This window comes from Peribacillus alkalitolerans (assembly GCF_010882125.1).
In the GTDB taxonomy this organism is placed as follows: Bacteria; Bacillota; Bacilli; order Bacillales; family DSM-1321; genus Bacillus_BN; species Bacillus_BN alkalitolerans.
On sequence record NZ_JAAGVZ010000007.1, the window covers coordinates 1 to 14,336 of the forward strand.

Sequence of the window (14,336 nt, forward strand, 5' to 3'; positions counted from 1 at the left end):
AAAAAAGGGCAATTTCTTGTTCTAAATCGAACGAGAAATTGCCCTTTTTTTATCTCACCATGTTTACATTTTTAAAAACGCAAGTTTTTCAGTGCCCTCGAATAATCTGGCGGGATTTTTATTTATAAATTTTTTTCTTGATGACTAACCGATTAGCCCAGCGTCTAGTTCCGCTTTTCTTAAAGAATGGCTTTGTGTTCCTTGATTACTCTCAAGTATTTGAAGTCACAGTCTTCAGGTCCTTGAACAGGTAAGCCAGCCTCCATATTCATTTGAATATAATTTAAATTATCCTGGGTGATAATTTCTCCAGGAATGAAAATTGGGATACCTGGAGGATAGACCATAATGAATTCAGCTATGATTCGTCCAGCTGATTCATGGAAAGGTACTAGTTCCGTGTCTGCATAAAATGCATCACGTGGTGATAATGCCAAGTGCGGAATGGTCGGAAGAAGAACCTTCAAGTCTAAATCATGATCCGCTTTGTACGAATGGAACTCATCAGATAAATCTTTTAATGCAGCGATTAATTTATCGGCTTCAGTTTTAGAATCCCCTGGTGTAATCAAACAAAGGATATTGTATAAGTCACTCATTTCCACTTCGATATTATGTTTTTCACGAAGCCATTTTTCAGCGTCGAATCCAGTAATCCCTAAGTCTTTAATAGAAATAATAAGTTTCGTTGGGTCGTAATCAAAAGTAGCTTTACTGCCTAGGATCTCTTTACCAACACAATACAAATCCTCGATTTCATTAACTTCTTTACGGATGTAGTTTGCCAGTTGGATGGCTTGTTCTGCTAAATCCTTCCCCTCGATAGCCAAACGTTTTCTCGCCACATCTAATGAAGCTAATAAAATATAAGAGGTCGACGTCGTTGTCAACATGCTCAGGATGGACTGGACACGTTTGTAGGATACAAGGCCGTCACGGACATTCAAGATGGAACTTTGTGTTAAAGATCCCCCTAATTTATGAACGCTAGTTGCAGCCATATCAGCACCAGCCTGCATAGCGGACATCGGTAGCTCATCGTGGAAATGAATATGAACTCCATGTGCCTCATCGACTAATACAGGAACATCGTATGAGTGGGCAATTTCAACAATCTTTTTTAAATCTGCACTGATTCCAAAATAGGTAGGATTGATGACTAATAATCCCTTAGCATCAGGATGTTGATTTAATGCCTTTTCTACTGCATCTGTCGTGATGCCGTGAGAGATTCCAAGATTCTTATCTACTTCAGGGTGAATGAAAACTGGAACTGCACCTGAAAAAACTATGGCAGACATGACGGATTTGTGAACATTTCTTGGTACGATAATTTTATCGCCAGGTCCACAAGCAGCCATGACCATTGTCATGATCGCTCCACTTGTACCTTGAACAGTAAAGAAAGTATGATCAGCACCGAATGCCTCTGCGGCTAAATCCTGTGCTTTTTTAATCATACCTTTAGGTTGATGAAGGTCATCAAGTGGTGCAATGTTAATTAAGTCGATAGATAAAGCATTTTCACCTATAAATTCACGAAATTCCGGATCCATTCCACTTCCTTTTTTATGACCAGGAATATGGAATTGTACGGGATTTCTTTTTGCGTGTTCTAGTAAGCCTGTAAACAGGGGTGTTTCATGTTGTGACAATTTTTCTAACACCTCTTTATAGTTAAGTTCGAATTTTAGTTTTTTGAAGCAATAAATCTCATTTTTTGTCATAAAACAAAAGAATTATAACACTTATATATAACTTTGCATAGAGATTCTACTAAACTTTTTCTGCCCAATTTTGCTAAGAAATTAGCAGGTATATGCTGCTAAATACTGGTTGTTTCTCTGAAAATTCTATACACTATATTTATGAACAAATATCTAAGATGGGAGTGGAAATCATGAATTGGGAAACAAAGGTAACAAAAATGTTAGGAATCCAATATCCGATTATCCAAGGAGGGCTTGCTCATCTAGCATATTCTGATTTAGCTGCTGCTGTATCAAATGCAGGTGCACTTGGCCAAATTACGGCTATGTCCTTACAATCACCTGATCAATTGAGGGAAGAAATTCGAAAGGTTAGGAAGCTTACCGACCGACCGTTCGGTGTGAATTTCGCCATTGGTCAGCATGGAAGACCATTTGAACATTTTGTTGAGATTGCATTGGAAGAAAATGTTGAAATTGTATCGGTTACAGGTGGAAATCCTGCTCCTTTCTTTAAGATGTTTGAAGGAACTCCAGTTAAGAAGTTAGTGCTTGTTGCCGCAAAACGACAAGCCCAAAAAGCGGAAGAGCTTGGTGCGGATGCAGTTATGGTCGTTGGTCAAGAAGGTGGGGGACATTTAGGCAGGGATGATATCGGAACGATGGTCCTGGTTCCTCAAGTTGTTGAAGCTGTTTCCATTCCTGTTATTGCGTCTGGTGGAATTGGGGATGGAAGAGGACTGATGGCCGCTCTTTCCCTAGGTGCAGAGGGAATTGAAATGGGTACTAGGTTTATTGCTACGAAAGAATGCGTACATGCCCACCAATCATATAAAGATGCGTTAATCAATGGGTCTGAAAGTGATACGGTTGTGATCAAGCGCTCGATTGGAGCTCCTGCACGTGTGATTTCAAACGGATGGTCGTCTAGAATATTAGAATTAGAACAAAAGAATGTTGGATATGAAGGTCTTAAGGATTACATAAGTGGGAAAGCCAATATGAAATATATCCATGAAGGAAATCAAGATGAAGGGTTTGGTTGGGCAGGGCAGGTAATGGGGTTAATACATGATGCTCCCCCTGCACAGGAATTAATCGATAGGATTATTAAACAGGCGGAAGAAATCCGCAAAAAATGGTCAAATTAATACAAGCTATAATTTTAATGTATTCAGACAGCAGGAGAGTGTACAATGGATTATCAATACCCGATAGATTTAGATTGGTCGACCGATGAAATAGTTGATGTCATTTCTTTTTTTGAAGCGGTTGAGAGTGCATATGAAAAAGGAATCGATAGAGATCAACTTATGAATGTATACAGAAGATTTAAAGAAATCGTCCCGAGTAAGGCTCAAGAGAAAAAGGTTTGTGGGGAATTTGAAGAAGTCAGTGGCTATTCCGCGTATCACGTAGTTCAAAAGGCAAAAGATTCAGAGCCTGGTCAGAAAATTAAATTGTAAGATAAAAGCCTGTCCAAATAACATTAGAGGACAGGCTTTTATCTTATTTTTGGGATAATTCCTTCTATGAGAATGGTTTAGTTCATCTTATACAGGGGTATTAACTGTACAAATACATCATGAATCACACTTAATAATTGATCACCAGTCATTTCGATTGCTTGTTCCCTAGGGATTTGTATACCACAAAGAATTTCTGATTTTTTCACCGTTTGCAAACGTTCGAACATGGAAGTGAAATCTTCTTCATTTAATTCAGAATGTAGCGTTGCATCTGGTTTCATATGATCAATTGACCATACAAAATGAGAAGGAATGTTATTTTGAATAATCTCGATATTCGATTTCATGACTTGTCCAATTTCAGGCTTCATTGGGGCTTCGTATATGACAGCGTACCACACAAAAAGATGGGTTTCCCAAAGGCCAATTTGAAAGTGAGGAACCATTTTATAGCCCCTGCGGTTATTCGAAAAGGCTACCCAGGTGTCGTTAGGGGGATTAACTGTCCTTCTTGCATGCTTAGCGATGTGGGGATAAACCTCTTGGCCTAACAAGGCGGATAATTCACCTGAAAAATGAGTGCCAAGCCATTCCAATTTTGGTCGGATTCGATTGATTAGTGCATCCATTCGAGGTTCTAAACCATTAATTTTAAATACATTGAAATCCGTAGCTGAAAACCCTGGAAAATTCATTTTGTACCTCCTGCGTTGTCTGTGTAAACATATTACCACATAGGAAAATTTCTATAAAAGAATACGCATGAAGATGATTGAAAATCATTGTAAAATACTTCCTCATAGATTTTTACACAAATTAGTTGCAGAACGTTATAGAAAACCATAATATATATTAAATAAAGTCAGAATATTAAGTTAATTAAAAACATTTATATTTTGGAAGGAGTGCCTATTTATGAAACAAGTGATTAACCAAGCGTTGAAAGCAAAGGAAGTTGAAAGACACCGCACAGCTGTATTGAGGATGGAAATGGATTATGAGTTGTCAACCTTATTTGAAGCAATGACGGAAAACGATGAGAAAAAGAAAACTCGTTGCAAGCAAAAGCTTGAAAGAATCCGTCAGGAACTTTTAAGGCTACAAGCCCTATAATAGTGAACGTTCAAGGAGATAATAATCTAAAATGAACCAAGAAAAAATACTATATTATATAGGATTTATATGACGGGGATTTCGTTTGACTTACGAAAAACCCGTCTTTTTATTGTACTTAAATTAAGGCTGTTTTCGTAAAGTCTGTTGCTTTTTGGTATAATTTAACATTTTTAGTTTTCTAATTCGAAAATCGTTATAGTTGCCGTTATAAGGTTTCTTCGATAATCTTTAAATAATAAAAGTCCTTTTAAGGGATAATAATCGAAGATATTGGATATTTATGGGGGGACAAAAGTGACCGGAACAAATTGGGAAGAGATAGATAGATATGCAAAGGAATGGATCAGCTTCGCTGGAAAAAAACTAAAGGATTCATTCGAGGACAAATTAAAGATAGAAATAAAAACCAATCCAAATGACTTAGTAACCAATATGGATAAATGGACGGAACAGTTTTTTTACAGTAAAATTCGTGAAACATTCCCTGATCACCGTATATTAGGGGAAGAGGGAAGTGGCCATGATATTGCTGACATGAATGGGGTTGTATGGATCATTGATCCAATAGACGGAACGTTGAATTTCATTCATCAGCAGCGGAATTTTGCTATTTCCATCGGGATTTTCGAGAATGGGATTGGAAAAATCGGTCTCATTTATGATGTGGTTCATAATGAGCTTTATCATGCTATTAAAGGAAGGGGAGTTTTTCTAAACGATGTTGAGCTATCCCCATTAGAACCCGTACCAATAGAGGAAAGTATAATTGCAATCAATGCATCCTGGGTCGCATCCAACAGACATTTGGAACCTCATAAATTACAGTCCCTTGTTAAGAGGGTTAGAGGGACCCGTTCGTACGGTTCAGCGGCGATTGAATTAGCAAGTGTAGCAGCTGGAAGGGTAGATGCTTACATTACCATGAGACTCGCACCGTGGGACTTCGCAGCTGGGGTCATATTAATTGAGGAATTGGGTGGGATAACTACCGATCTGTTTGGGAATAAGTTAGATTTCTTAAGTAAAAGTTCAGTATTTGTTTCAAAGCCTGGTCTTCATGAAAAAATCCTTCAAGAACATATATTAGATTCTAATAAAAATATAAATACTTGAAAAAAAGGGAAGCTTATATATTATAGCTTCCCTTCTCGACGATATTTACTTTTTGTGGCAAAGCCGAAGCCCATTACAGCAATTAATCCCAGTAAAGATAGTAATAAACCGAGGATACTTCTTTCTCCAATTGCAACGCCAGCAAGCATCATACAAGCTGCAGCCAAAAATGCAAGAAAAAGGAAAATGCCTTTTCCATTCATGAATAATCACCCCATTTAATCATTGTACATAAATTGATTGTTCGTTTCTACAATGATTATGATATAATATGTAAGTTAATCGCAAGGAAAAACATTTTAGGAGTGAAAATGCTTGAATTTTCGTACAGACATTCGCAATATTGCGATCATTGCCCACGTTGACCATGGTAAAACAACATTGGTTGACCAATTGCTTAAACAATCAGGTACTTTCCGTGCAAACGAGCAAGTAGCTGAAAGAGCCATGGACTCAAACGATTTAGAGAGAGAACGTGGTATCACTATTCTCGCTAAAAACACTGCTGTTCAATATAAAGATACACGCGTTAACATTTTGGATACACCTGGTCACGCCGATTTTGGTGGTGAAGTAGAGCGTATTATGAAAATGGTTGATGGTGTTTTACTTGTTGTTGATGCTTATGAAGGTTGTATGCCTCAAACACGTTTCGTGTTAAAAAAAGCATTAGAGCAAAAAATTACACCTATCGTTGTAGTTAATAAAATTGACCGTGATTTTGCAAGACCTGAAGAAGTAGTGGATGAAGTAATCGACTTGTTCATCGAGCTTGATGCTTCTGAAGAACAACTTGAATTCCCAGTCATTTATGCTTCTGGTATCAACGGAACAGCTTCTAATAGCCCGGATCCAGCTGATCAGGAAGAAACAATGGCGCCATTATTTGAGGCGATTGTTGAGCATATTCCAGCTCCAGTGGATAACCGTGAAGAACCACTTCAATTCCAAGTAGCATTACTAGATTACAACGATTACGTTGGTCGTATCGGAATTGGTCGTGTATTCAGAGGAACAATGCAGGTTGGTCAACAGGTTGCATTGATGAAACTTGATGGAAGTGTTAAGTCTTTCCGTGTAACAAAGATTTTCGGATTCATCGGCTTAAAGCGTGTTGAAATCGAAGAAGCAGTAGCTGGGGATCTTATTGCTGTTTCGGGTATGGAAGACATCAACGTTGGAGAAACAGTAACACCTATTGAGCATCAAGAAGCTCTACCTGTACTTCGTATTGATGAGCCGACTCTTCAAATGACGTTCCTAGTAAATAACAGTCCATTTGCTGGCCGTGAAGGAAAATGGGTTACAGCTCGTAAAATTGACGAGCGTTTACGTTTGCAATTACAAACGGACGTAAGTTTACGTGTAGAAGAAACCGATTCTCCGGATGTATGGATTGTATCAGGTCGTGGAGAACTTCATTTATCCATCCTGATTGAAAACATGCGTCGTGAAGGATTTGAACTTCAAGTTTCGAAACCTGAAGTTATCGTTCGTGAATTTGATGGTGTACGTTGTGAACCGGTTGAACGAGTTCAAATTGACGTTCCTGAAGAGCATACTGGTGCAATCATGGAATCCATTGGTGCCCGCAAAGGTGAAATGGTCGATATGATCAATAACGGAAGTGGACAAGTTCGTTTGATTTTCCTTGTTCCTGCTCGTGGATTAATCGGTTATTCAACAGAATTCCTTACACTTACAAGAGGTTATGGTATCTTAAACCATACATTTGATAGCTATCAGCCAATGGCAGCTGGTCAAGTGGGCGGTCGTAGACAAGGTGTCCTAGTTTCTATGGAAAACGGTAAAGCTTCTCAATACGGACTAATGGGTATTGAAGATCGCGGTGTCATTTTCATCGAGCCAGGAACTGAAGTTTATGAAGGTATGATTGTTGGGGAGCATAATCGTGAGAACGACTTAACGGTTAACGTAACGAAAGTCAAACAAATGACGAATATGCGTTCAGCGAATAAAGACCAAACGACTACAATGAAAAAACCTCGTTTAATGTCTTTAGAAGAAGCGCTTGAATACTTGAATGATGATGAGTATTGCGAAGTAACACCGGAATCTATCCGCCTTCGTAAGAAAATTCTTGATAAAAACGAACGTGAGCGTCTTGCTAAAAAGAAAAAATACGCTGAATTGTAAACCATTTAAAGGGTGGGGAGAACGATGGATGGTGTAATGGAAAGCATGTCCTTTTTTGCTTCCTTGTTCAAGGTTCACGAGAATCCCGAAAGAGGCATGTGGTACTTATATTTCACTGTAGTATTACTTTCTGCATTGGTTTACAATCTTGGTTTTGCTAAAAAGCTATCAATCGGAAAAAATATAGTGATTTATTTTACCTTATTTTTCGGCTGTACTTTACTGACCTTTCTTGCCGTATTCCTTCCCATTGCAGAAGGATTACTAGCCGCTGCTATCTTCCTGGGCATTTACAAACTCCGATTACGTTCCCATAAAAAGGAACAAAGTATAGGGGAAGGCAAATGAAATCCCTACAAGATGCTTTATATAATTGGTTAACGATAAAAGTTGTTGTTGATGCACGTCCAGATGACACTGCGGCAATTGAGACAGAAATCATGTTCCACAACATCCTTACAAAGGATCATGGTGTTGAAGTTAAAGGGATAAGAAAAGATGAAGTTATGTACTTTATCGACTTTTCCCAAGAAAGTGAAGATAAAACTGTCAGGTTTCCTATCGAATTGATTGATGTAATGCTTAATCAAATTCAATTGGACCCAGAAAAATATAAGAACTATAACTAAAAAAATCAGCCCTTAATTTTTTGAGGGCTGATTTTTTTTATGAATATTTAACATTTCCCGGTTTGGCTTTGTTTTCAGTAGAATACAATGTATCTTTTCTAATAAAGAGCATTAACGTCAAACAGTAACCTAAATGTGAAAATACCCATAATCCGATTGCAGACAAATCATAGGGCTCTGGAACAACACGATTAACTGCTAAAATGCATAAGGGAAAATACAATAATATACCAGGTAAAGTCAAAAAAAATGCAAAATGAAAAGCCGATTTAAAAGAAGTAATCTTTTTAGTAGTGACAATATAAAAGTACACCATGCCCATTAAGATTGACACAAGCATATGTAATAGGAATTCTCTTGCTTCTGATAATGGTTGTGTTCGAAAATAAGGGATAAAATCCACATTTAATAAAAGGGTGTAAACAGGAATACCTGTAGCCTTTTCCATACCTTTCAACATGATGCCTAAAACTAAACCGGCAACTATACCGGCGATTACACCCCTAATCACTCGGTTTACCAATCTTCTTCCTTACTGATTGGACGATTAAATCTAAAATTCCCAGTTTGAAGACGTTTATTTGTGTTTTCTTCTATCCTTTCATGGCACGGATTACACATATATGTATGGATCGGCCTATTTCGTAGCCTTTTTGCTTGTAGACCATTGGAATCTATATTTTCAATCTTGTCGCAAATAACACATTTAACTCTCATATGGCACCTCGAAACTTGATATTGACTATATTATAACAGAAATCGAACAATAGGTATTGTTGCACAAAGATTAACTGTATTAATAATGAATGAGATTCGAGGAATGTAAAGAAGTAGGTGTGCATTCTTGAATACAGCATTATTTTTCGCTTATACTTAAACAAAGCAATTATTTCCTAAGGAGGAATACGATGGCTAATATCGTTGAACCTAAATTAATACAGCCCTTATTTGATGCATTACAAAAAGAGCATTATGTTACTCTGGCCACCATTGATTATGAAACAGGTGGACCTAATGTGAATGCTATTTCATGGACACTTGCAAAAAATGAACAAACCATTTATTTTTCTATTGATAATCGTTCAAGAATTGTTGAAAATATCAAAGCAAACGCTGTGGCAGTCATTACGTTGATTGCTAATGAATCTACATACTCTATCAGCGGAAAAGCAACTATCAAACAGGAAAAACTTGATGGGGTTCCATTGAAGCTGGCATTAATTGAATTAAATGTAAAAGAAGTTCGAGATGTAATGTTCTATGGCTCTAAAATTGTCACTGAGCCTCAGTATGACAAAACATATGACAAAAATGCTGCAGCTAAATTAGATAACCAAGTAATGGAAGCAATGAGAAAAGCCTAAATGAAAAAGAGGATGAACCCCACTTTACTTAAATGGGGATTATCCTCTTTTTGTACGGGTCAACAAGTCACGGGAATTATCTCTCACGATAACAGAGAATAAACAGATTAATCCTTATAATTATTAGATTGATCTTGCTGTTCTTTATCCAAAATACGTTTTTCGTTCTTATTCAGCGCTTTTTTAGGTTCTTCGGTCGCTTTATAAGGAACTGGTTCAACTAGGTCCCCTGGGATTTCAGGCATTAATCGTCCTGCTATATCGGCTAGCTCATTCATGATACCTTGAATGGGCCTTCCATTTTCAATATCTTTTTGAACTTCATCTACTCTTGCTTTTGTGTCGGGGTCAGCAATGATGATTGCATTAGCTCCATATGGATCATGCTTAATTGCTTCGGCAACAGAGTATTTTATCGATCCGACTTGTGAACGCTCGATATCACTATCTATATCTATACCTACAATGGCATATGGCCCAATAACTACCGCAGTTGCATCTCTTACATATGGTGTTCTTGAGGCTAAGGAAACCAATCGTTTTGAGATTTCCTTACCTGTTTTTGTATCGACGTTTTCAATGACTGAATTTTTTACATTCATTACCTTCTCTTCAGCTTTATTCTTTTCTTCCTGGGCATTTTCTTTATTCATCTGACATCCACCCAAAATCATAAGGGTGAGTAGGATCAATAATCGGTGTTTCATGGACGTTGGCCTCCTAATCCTTTAAAGCTTTTTCTAGTTAGTCTGCAATAGTTCTTCTATCTTTATGCAATGGAACATATATTTTAGCAACTGTCCTGTCCTACACATATTGTATGATTAGGATTCTCTATTACGCTTTAGCGTTTGGATTCGGACAAAAGAAGAACTTTTCGGCAGGGGGCGTCATATTGGACAAAATTTATGTTTTGGATACGAATGTCTTATTGCAGGACCCATATTCCATTTTTTCCTTTGGTGATGATGAAGTGGTCATTCCGGCGGTTGTATTAGAAGAAGTCGATTCTAAGAAGAGGTACATGGATGAGGTGGGTAGGAATGCAAGACAGGTATCAAAGCTGATTGACAGTCTTCGTGAAACAGGAAGGCTACATGAAAAAATACCCCTTCATAACGGTGGAGTACTCCGAATTGAATTGAATCATCGTTCCTTTCATGAACTACAAGAAATATTTGTGGAAAAAACGAATGACAATCGAATATTAGCAGTTGCGAGAAATTTAGCTTTGGAAGAAGGAGCTAAGGCTGATGGAAGAAAAGTTGTGCTCGTAAGTAAGGATACACTGGTTCGGGTAAAAGCTGATGCAATAGGATTATTTGCAGAAGATTTCCTGAATGACCGAGTCGTGGATATCGATCATATTTACAGTGGTTTCTTGGAATTATATTTACAAAAGGATATATTGGATAAGTTTTATGAAAAGCAAGAATTGCAAGTGTCGGAGATAACCAATCATCCGTTTTATCCTAATCAATTCCTGATTATGAAGGATGCATTAGGAGGTTCCGCTTCAGCACTTGGAAAAGTGGACTCAACAGGGAAAAAAGTGAAAAAGTTAGTCTTGAATTCTGAGCATATTTGGGGAATTAAATCCAGGAATGTCCAACAAACCATGGCTATGGAATTATTGCTCCGGAATGATTTGCCGTTAGTTACACTTACAGGGAAGGCTGGAACAGGCAAAACTTTATTGGCATTGGCTGCGGGACTCATGCAGACAGAGGATTTAAGAATATATAAGAAATTGTTGGTAGCAAGACCCATAGTACCAGTTGGTAAGGATATTGGGTACTTGCCTGGGGAAAAAGAAGAAAAGCTTAGACCATGGATGCAACCAATTTTTGATAATCTAGAGTACCTATTTAATACCAAAAAACCTGGGGAGCTAGATGCAATCTTGGCTGGGATGGGTTCGATTGAAGTGGAAGCACTTACGTATATAAGAGGTAGAAGTATCCCAGATCAATTTATTATCATTGACGAAGCGCAAAACCTGACCAAACATGAGGTTAAGACCATTTTAACCCGTGTCGGTGAAAGAAGTAAAATCGTCTTAATGGGTGACCCTGAACAAATTGACCATCCTTACTTAGACGAATATAACAATGGTTTGACATATGTTGTGGAGAAGTTCAAGGACCAAGCCATAGCAGGGCATGTCAAATTAGTAAAAGGAGAAAGATCTGGTTTGGCGCAGTTGGCTGCCAATATTCTTTAAAAAACAGGGTGACTCAAGGAATAAGTCAGTTTCCACGTAATCGAAGGTGGGGATGCCTTATGAGTCACCCTTTTGGCTTGTATTATTCTACAATGAAAGCCCTTATATTTTTAATTGGCTGATCTATTTGGTTATCACGCTTGAAATAAAGATGTACTGGACCGTCTTCAGAAATTGGCTTACCATTAATGGAGAATAATAAGATAATCGATTCAGCTTCATCCATAGAGAGAGGAATCCTTGTGTCTTCGGTTTCAATGATTAATGATTTTGCCTTGATCGAAGGCTCTGAGTTTTTTAAAAATGGCAATAACTCAATTGCAAAGGTGCCAGTTAAAAGTCGCTCTTTCTCGAATTTTTTTTCTGTTTTTAAGGTTGGAGGGAAAACTGCCCCTTCCATAATCTCTCGATCCCAATGTTTAGAAATGGCTTTAGTATACACTTCATCATCAGAAAGATTGCTTGAATCCTCTTTAAAGAATTCGTTCAAGTCTTTTTTCCTGTCATCAAAAATCCACACACCAGGATCTAGGGTAATAGGGAATTTCACATTTCCCTTTATAAAAATAATATTTTCCATTATGTAATCTCCTTCAAAAACTATATCCATCCACTACCATTCAGTATAGCTATATATAGCGCAATTCTTCAAATGTTTTTATCCCAAAATCAAAGTATAACAAACAAATTTGATTCATCGTGATTGCAAAAGTCATATTCCTACATTGATAAATAGCTTTAATATCTTGCAATTTTATAGTATTAAGGTTAAAATTTAAAAGATAGAATAGGCTAATCGCTCTGAAATGGGGGATTTAATAGAAATGACGTCGGAAATAATCGTAAATCATCGTGAACGAGCTTTTGCTTTATTAAAAGCAGATGCTGATAAAATACTTAAGCTTATTAAAGTTCAAATGGACAATCTTACTATGCCTCAATGCCCTCTTTATGAAGAGGTTCTAGATACCCAAATGTTCGGATTATCCAGGGAAATTGATTTTGCTGTACGATTAGGATTAGTATTTGAAGAGGAAGGGAAATCCCTTTTAGAACAGCTTGAGAGAGAATTATCCGCTCTGCACGAAGCGTCTATGAAAAAATAAAAGCTTTGCGAGAACTCAAACAATCTTAGGATTCGTTTGAGTTTTTTTACAATCCAAACCATAATTATATAAACTGTTATTTGGTATAGTAAATTAATTGCTTTCAACCCTAAAAGTGATATACTAATTATAAATAAGTTATACTAATTGAATGTGATGTGAAATTATGCTAAAAAGAATTTTAAAATCCTATGATTATACATTGATCGTATTTATAGTCCTTTTAAGTTTATTTGGTCTAGTAATGATATACAGTGCGAGTATGGTAAATGGACCTATGAGGCATGATGTGCCTAGTGATTTTTTCTATCAAAAACAAAAAATTAATTTACTGTTAGCATTCATCGCCTTTTTAGTAGCTGCAATTTTACCTTACAAAATCTATCAATTTAAAAAAGTATTAATGTTGATTTTTGTTGGTTCAATCTTAATTTTGCTAACTTTATTTGTTTTTGGCCATGTAGCAGGAAATGCAAAAAGTTGGCTTAATCTAGGGGCAAGAAATTTCCAACCTGCCGAATTTATCAAAATAGGTGTCATTATCTATATGTCTGCAATATATGCAAAAAAGCAGGAATACATAAATCAATTTGATAGAGGTGTAGTACCTCCTATTATTTTCCTAGTAATCATCTGTTTACTTATTGCTGCACAGCCTGATTTCGGAACTGCTTTTATCATATTTTTAATTGCAGCTACAATTATTATGTGTTCAGGAATCAATCTAAAAACAATGTCAAAGCTTTTAGCAATTGGTTTATTCTTTGCAGTGTTGCTATCACCTTTTATCTTTTTCCTAAAGGATGATATTTTTTCAGAAAATCGAATGGGACGTATATATTCTTTCTTAGATCCATTCAAGTATGAACAAAAGCAGGGCTATCAACTTGTTAATTCATATATTGCTATAGGATCTGGTGGTTTGAAAGGTGTCGGTTTAGGGGAAAGTGTACAAAAATATGGGTATTTACCTGAACCACATACGGATTTCATAATGGCAGTCATATCTGAAGAACTTGGTGCAGTTGGTGTCATTTTTGTCATTGGGAGTTTGGCTTTAATTGTCATCAAAGGATATTTTGTCGCTAAGAAATGTAGGGACCCGTTTGGAAGCCTATTAGCTATTGGTATATCTAGTATGATTGGGATACAATCCTGTATTAATCTTGGAGGTATGTCGGGCTCCATTCCTCTTACAGGTGTTACTTTGCCTTTTATTAGTTATGGTGGTTCATCTATTTTACTCTTAGGAATAGCTGCTGGAATTCTTGTGAATGTATCCATGTTCACAAATTATGAAAATAAATATAAATTTAAAGATCATGAGAAACAGGTAGAAGTAAAGAAGAAATTCCCGTTCAAGGTCTTCTCTTCTTCTTAAATACAAATGCGATTCTGATTGTGGATTTACAGTCAGAATTTACCCTTTAGTGTCTGAATTTTCGTATT

At 36.9% G+C, this 14,336-nt stretch carries 18 protein-coding genes; 11 read left to right on the forward strand and 7 right to left on the reverse strand.

From position 1 onward, the window contains the following. Positions 1–179 precede the first annotated feature (179 nt). Positions 180–1,655, reverse strand: a complete 1,476-nt coding sequence (locus G3O09_RS10015) for an aminotransferase class I/II-fold pyridoxal phosphate-dependent enzyme (protein WP_163101352.1) — start codon at positions 1,653–1,655, stop codon at positions 180–182. 230 nt (positions 1,656–1,885) lie between these two features. Here G3O09_RS10015 and G3O09_RS10020 point away from each other — a divergent pair, with 230 nt between their 5' ends. Together G3O09_RS10020 and G3O09_RS10025 are read left to right on the forward strand one after the other, a co-directional pair. Then, positions 1,886–2,860 carry an NAD(P)H-dependent flavin oxidoreductase gene (locus G3O09_RS10020; protein ID WP_163101553.1) on the forward strand — a complete coding sequence of 325 codons (975 nt, stop codon included), beginning with the start codon at positions 1,886–1,888 and terminating at the stop codon, positions 2,858–2,860. A gap of 45 nt (positions 2,861–2,905) precedes the next feature. Beyond that, positions 2,906–3,175: a UPF0223 family protein gene (locus G3O09_RS10025; protein ID WP_163101353.1), complete on the forward strand. Its 270-nt coding sequence runs from the start codon at positions 2,906–2,908 to the stop codon at positions 3,173–3,175. A 77-nt stretch (positions 3,176–3,252) separates the two neighbouring features. Here the strand turns inward: G3O09_RS10025 and G3O09_RS10030 are convergent, their stop codons facing one another. Next, positions 3,253–3,873 carry a YktB family protein gene (locus G3O09_RS10030; RefSeq protein ID WP_163101354.1) on the reverse strand — a complete coding sequence of 207 codons (621 nt, stop codon included), beginning with the start codon at positions 3,871–3,873 and terminating at the stop codon, positions 3,253–3,255. 220 nt (positions 3,874–4,093) lie between these two features. Here G3O09_RS10030 and G3O09_RS10035 point away from each other — a divergent pair, with 220 nt between their 5' ends. Both G3O09_RS10035 and G3O09_RS10040 read left to right on the forward strand, forming a co-directional pair. Continuing rightward, on the forward strand, positions 4,094–4,291 hold the full coding sequence (locus tag G3O09_RS10035; protein WP_163101355.1) for a hypothetical protein: 198 nt from the start codon (positions 4,094–4,096) through the stop codon (positions 4,289–4,291). 297 nt (positions 4,292–4,588) lie between these two features. Continuing rightward, a complete protein-coding gene (locus G3O09_RS10040) occupies positions 4,589–5,407 on the forward strand; it encodes an inositol monophosphatase family protein (protein WP_163101356.1) in 819 nt (272 codons plus the stop codon). Between the two features lie 20 nt (positions 5,408–5,427). Here the strand turns inward: G3O09_RS10040 and G3O09_RS10045 are convergent, their stop codons facing one another. Beyond that, a complete protein-coding gene (locus G3O09_RS10045) occupies positions 5,428–5,610 on the reverse strand; it encodes a DUF5325 family protein (RefSeq protein ID WP_163101357.1) in 183 nt (60 codons plus the stop codon). A gap of 112 nt (positions 5,611–5,722) precedes the next feature. Here G3O09_RS10045 and typA point away from each other — a divergent pair, with 112 nt between their 5' ends. From typA to G3O09_RS10060, 3 genes are read left to right on the forward strand one after another with little or no spacing between them, the layout of a single operon-like run. Continuing rightward, on the forward strand, positions 5,723–7,564 hold the full coding sequence (gene typA, locus G3O09_RS10050; protein ID WP_163101358.1) for a translational GTPase TypA: 1,842 nt from the start codon (positions 5,723–5,725) through the stop codon (positions 7,562–7,564). 24 nt (positions 7,565–7,588) lie between these two features. Next, positions 7,589–7,912, forward strand: coding sequence for a YlaH-like family protein (locus G3O09_RS10055; RefSeq protein ID WP_240338400.1), 324 nt, complete (start codon positions 7,589–7,591; stop codon positions 7,910–7,912). Further along, positions 7,909–8,193 (forward strand): hypothetical protein, encoded by a 285-nt coding sequence (locus G3O09_RS10060; RefSeq protein WP_163101359.1) that lies wholly within the window; start codon positions 7,909–7,911, stop codon positions 8,191–8,193. The genes G3O09_RS10055 and G3O09_RS10060 overlap by 4 nt, the downstream gene beginning before the upstream one ends. Positions 8,194–8,230: 37 nt before the next feature. Here the strand turns inward: G3O09_RS10060 and G3O09_RS10065 are convergent, their stop codons facing one another. Next, positions 8,231–8,716, reverse strand: a complete 486-nt coding sequence (locus tag G3O09_RS10065) for a hypothetical protein (protein WP_163101360.1) — start codon at positions 8,714–8,716, stop codon at positions 8,231–8,233. After that, positions 8,710–8,910, reverse strand: coding sequence for a YlaI family protein (locus G3O09_RS10070; protein WP_163101361.1), 201 nt, complete (start codon positions 8,908–8,910; stop codon positions 8,710–8,712). Before G3O09_RS10070 ends, G3O09_RS10065 begins: the two co-directional genes overlap by 7 nt. A gap of 191 nt (positions 8,911–9,101) precedes the next feature. On the opposite strand from G3O09_RS10070, the gene G3O09_RS10075 reads away from it, so the two are divergent. Beyond that, positions 9,102–9,557 (forward strand): pyridoxamine 5'-phosphate oxidase family protein, encoded by a 456-nt coding sequence (locus G3O09_RS10075; RefSeq protein ID WP_163101362.1) that lies wholly within the window; start codon positions 9,102–9,104, stop codon positions 9,555–9,557. Positions 9,558–9,664: 107 nt separating this feature from the next. Here the strand turns inward: G3O09_RS10075 and G3O09_RS10080 are convergent, their stop codons facing one another. Next, on the reverse strand, positions 9,665–10,264 hold the full coding sequence (locus tag G3O09_RS10080; protein ID WP_163101363.1) for a YhcN/YlaJ family sporulation lipoprotein: 600 nt from the start codon (positions 10,262–10,264) through the stop codon (positions 9,665–9,667). Positions 10,265–10,452: 188 nt separating this feature from the next. Between G3O09_RS10080 and G3O09_RS10085 the strand changes: the two genes are divergently transcribed. Further along, the gene (locus G3O09_RS10085; RefSeq protein ID WP_163101364.1) at positions 10,453–11,781 is read left to right on the forward strand and encodes a PhoH family protein; all 1,329 of its coding nucleotides are present in this window, start codon (positions 10,453–10,455) and stop codon (positions 11,779–11,781) included. A gap of 82 nt (positions 11,782–11,863) precedes the next feature. On the opposite strand, the gene G3O09_RS10090 is transcribed toward G3O09_RS10085, so the two are convergent. After that, positions 11,864–12,361: a peptidyl-prolyl cis-trans isomerase gene (locus tag G3O09_RS10090; RefSeq protein ID WP_163101365.1), complete on the reverse strand. Its 498-nt coding sequence runs from the start codon at positions 12,359–12,361 to the stop codon at positions 11,864–11,866. A 244-nt stretch (positions 12,362–12,605) separates the two neighbouring features. On the opposite strand from G3O09_RS10090, the gene G3O09_RS10095 reads away from it, so the two are divergent. Continuing rightward, positions 12,606–12,887 (forward strand): Fpa/YlaN family protein, encoded by a 282-nt coding sequence (locus tag G3O09_RS10095; RefSeq protein WP_163101366.1) that lies wholly within the window; start codon positions 12,606–12,608, stop codon positions 12,885–12,887. A gap of 166 nt (positions 12,888–13,053) precedes the next feature. Next, entirely contained in the window at positions 13,054–14,268 is a 1,215-nt protein-coding gene (locus G3O09_RS10100) for an FtsW/RodA/SpoVE family cell cycle protein (protein WP_163101367.1), read from the forward strand. Positions 14,269–14,336: the final 68 nt, after the last annotated feature.

What these genes read in the sequence shown, in the direction of transcription:
- G3O09_RS10100 (WP_163101367.1), top strand. Translation starts at nt 13,054, where the DNA reads ATGCTAAAAAGAATTTTAAAATCCTATGATTATACATTGATCGTATTT.
- G3O09_RS10025 (WP_163101353.1), top strand. Translation starts at nt 2,906, where the DNA reads ATGGATTATCAATACCCGATAGATTTAGATTGGTCGACCGATGAAATA.
- G3O09_RS10070 (WP_163101361.1), bottom strand. Translation starts at nt 8,910, where the DNA reads ATGAGAGTTAAATGTGTTATTTGCGACAAGATTGAAAATATAGATTCC.
- G3O09_RS10030 (WP_163101354.1), bottom strand. Translation starts at nt 3,873, where the DNA reads ATGAATTTTCCAGGGTTTTCAGCTACGGATTTCAATGTATTTAAAATT.
- G3O09_RS10060 (WP_163101359.1), top strand. Translation starts at nt 7,909, where the DNA reads ATGAAATCCCTACAAGATGCTTTATATAATTGGTTAACGATAAAAGTT.
- G3O09_RS10045 (WP_163101357.1), bottom strand. Translation starts at nt 5,610, where the DNA reads ATGAATGGAAAAGGCATTTTCCTTTTTCTTGCATTTTTGGCTGCAGCT.
- G3O09_RS10090 (WP_163101365.1), bottom strand. Translation starts at nt 12,361, where the DNA reads ATGGAAAATATTATTTTTATAAAGGGAAATGTGAAATTCCCTATTACC.
- G3O09_RS10075 (WP_163101362.1), top strand. Translation starts at nt 9,102, where the DNA reads ATGGCTAATATCGTTGAACCTAAATTAATACAGCCCTTATTTGATGCA.
- G3O09_RS10055 (WP_240338400.1), top strand. Translation starts at nt 7,589, where the DNA reads ATGGATGGTGTAATGGAAAGCATGTCCTTTTTTGCTTCCTTGTTCAAG.
- G3O09_RS10080 (WP_163101363.1), bottom strand. Translation starts at nt 10,264, where the DNA reads ATGAAACACCGATTATTGATCCTACTCACCCTTATGATTTTGGGTGGA.
- G3O09_RS10035 (WP_163101355.1), top strand. Translation starts at nt 4,094, where the DNA reads ATGAAACAAGTGATTAACCAAGCGTTGAAAGCAAAGGAAGTTGAAAGA.
- G3O09_RS10095 (WP_163101366.1), top strand. Translation starts at nt 12,606, where the DNA reads ATGACGTCGGAAATAATCGTAAATCATCGTGAACGAGCTTTTGCTTTA.
- G3O09_RS10020 (WP_163101553.1), top strand. Translation starts at nt 1,886, where the DNA reads ATGGGAGTGGAAATCATGAATTGGGAAACAAAGGTAACAAAAATGTTA.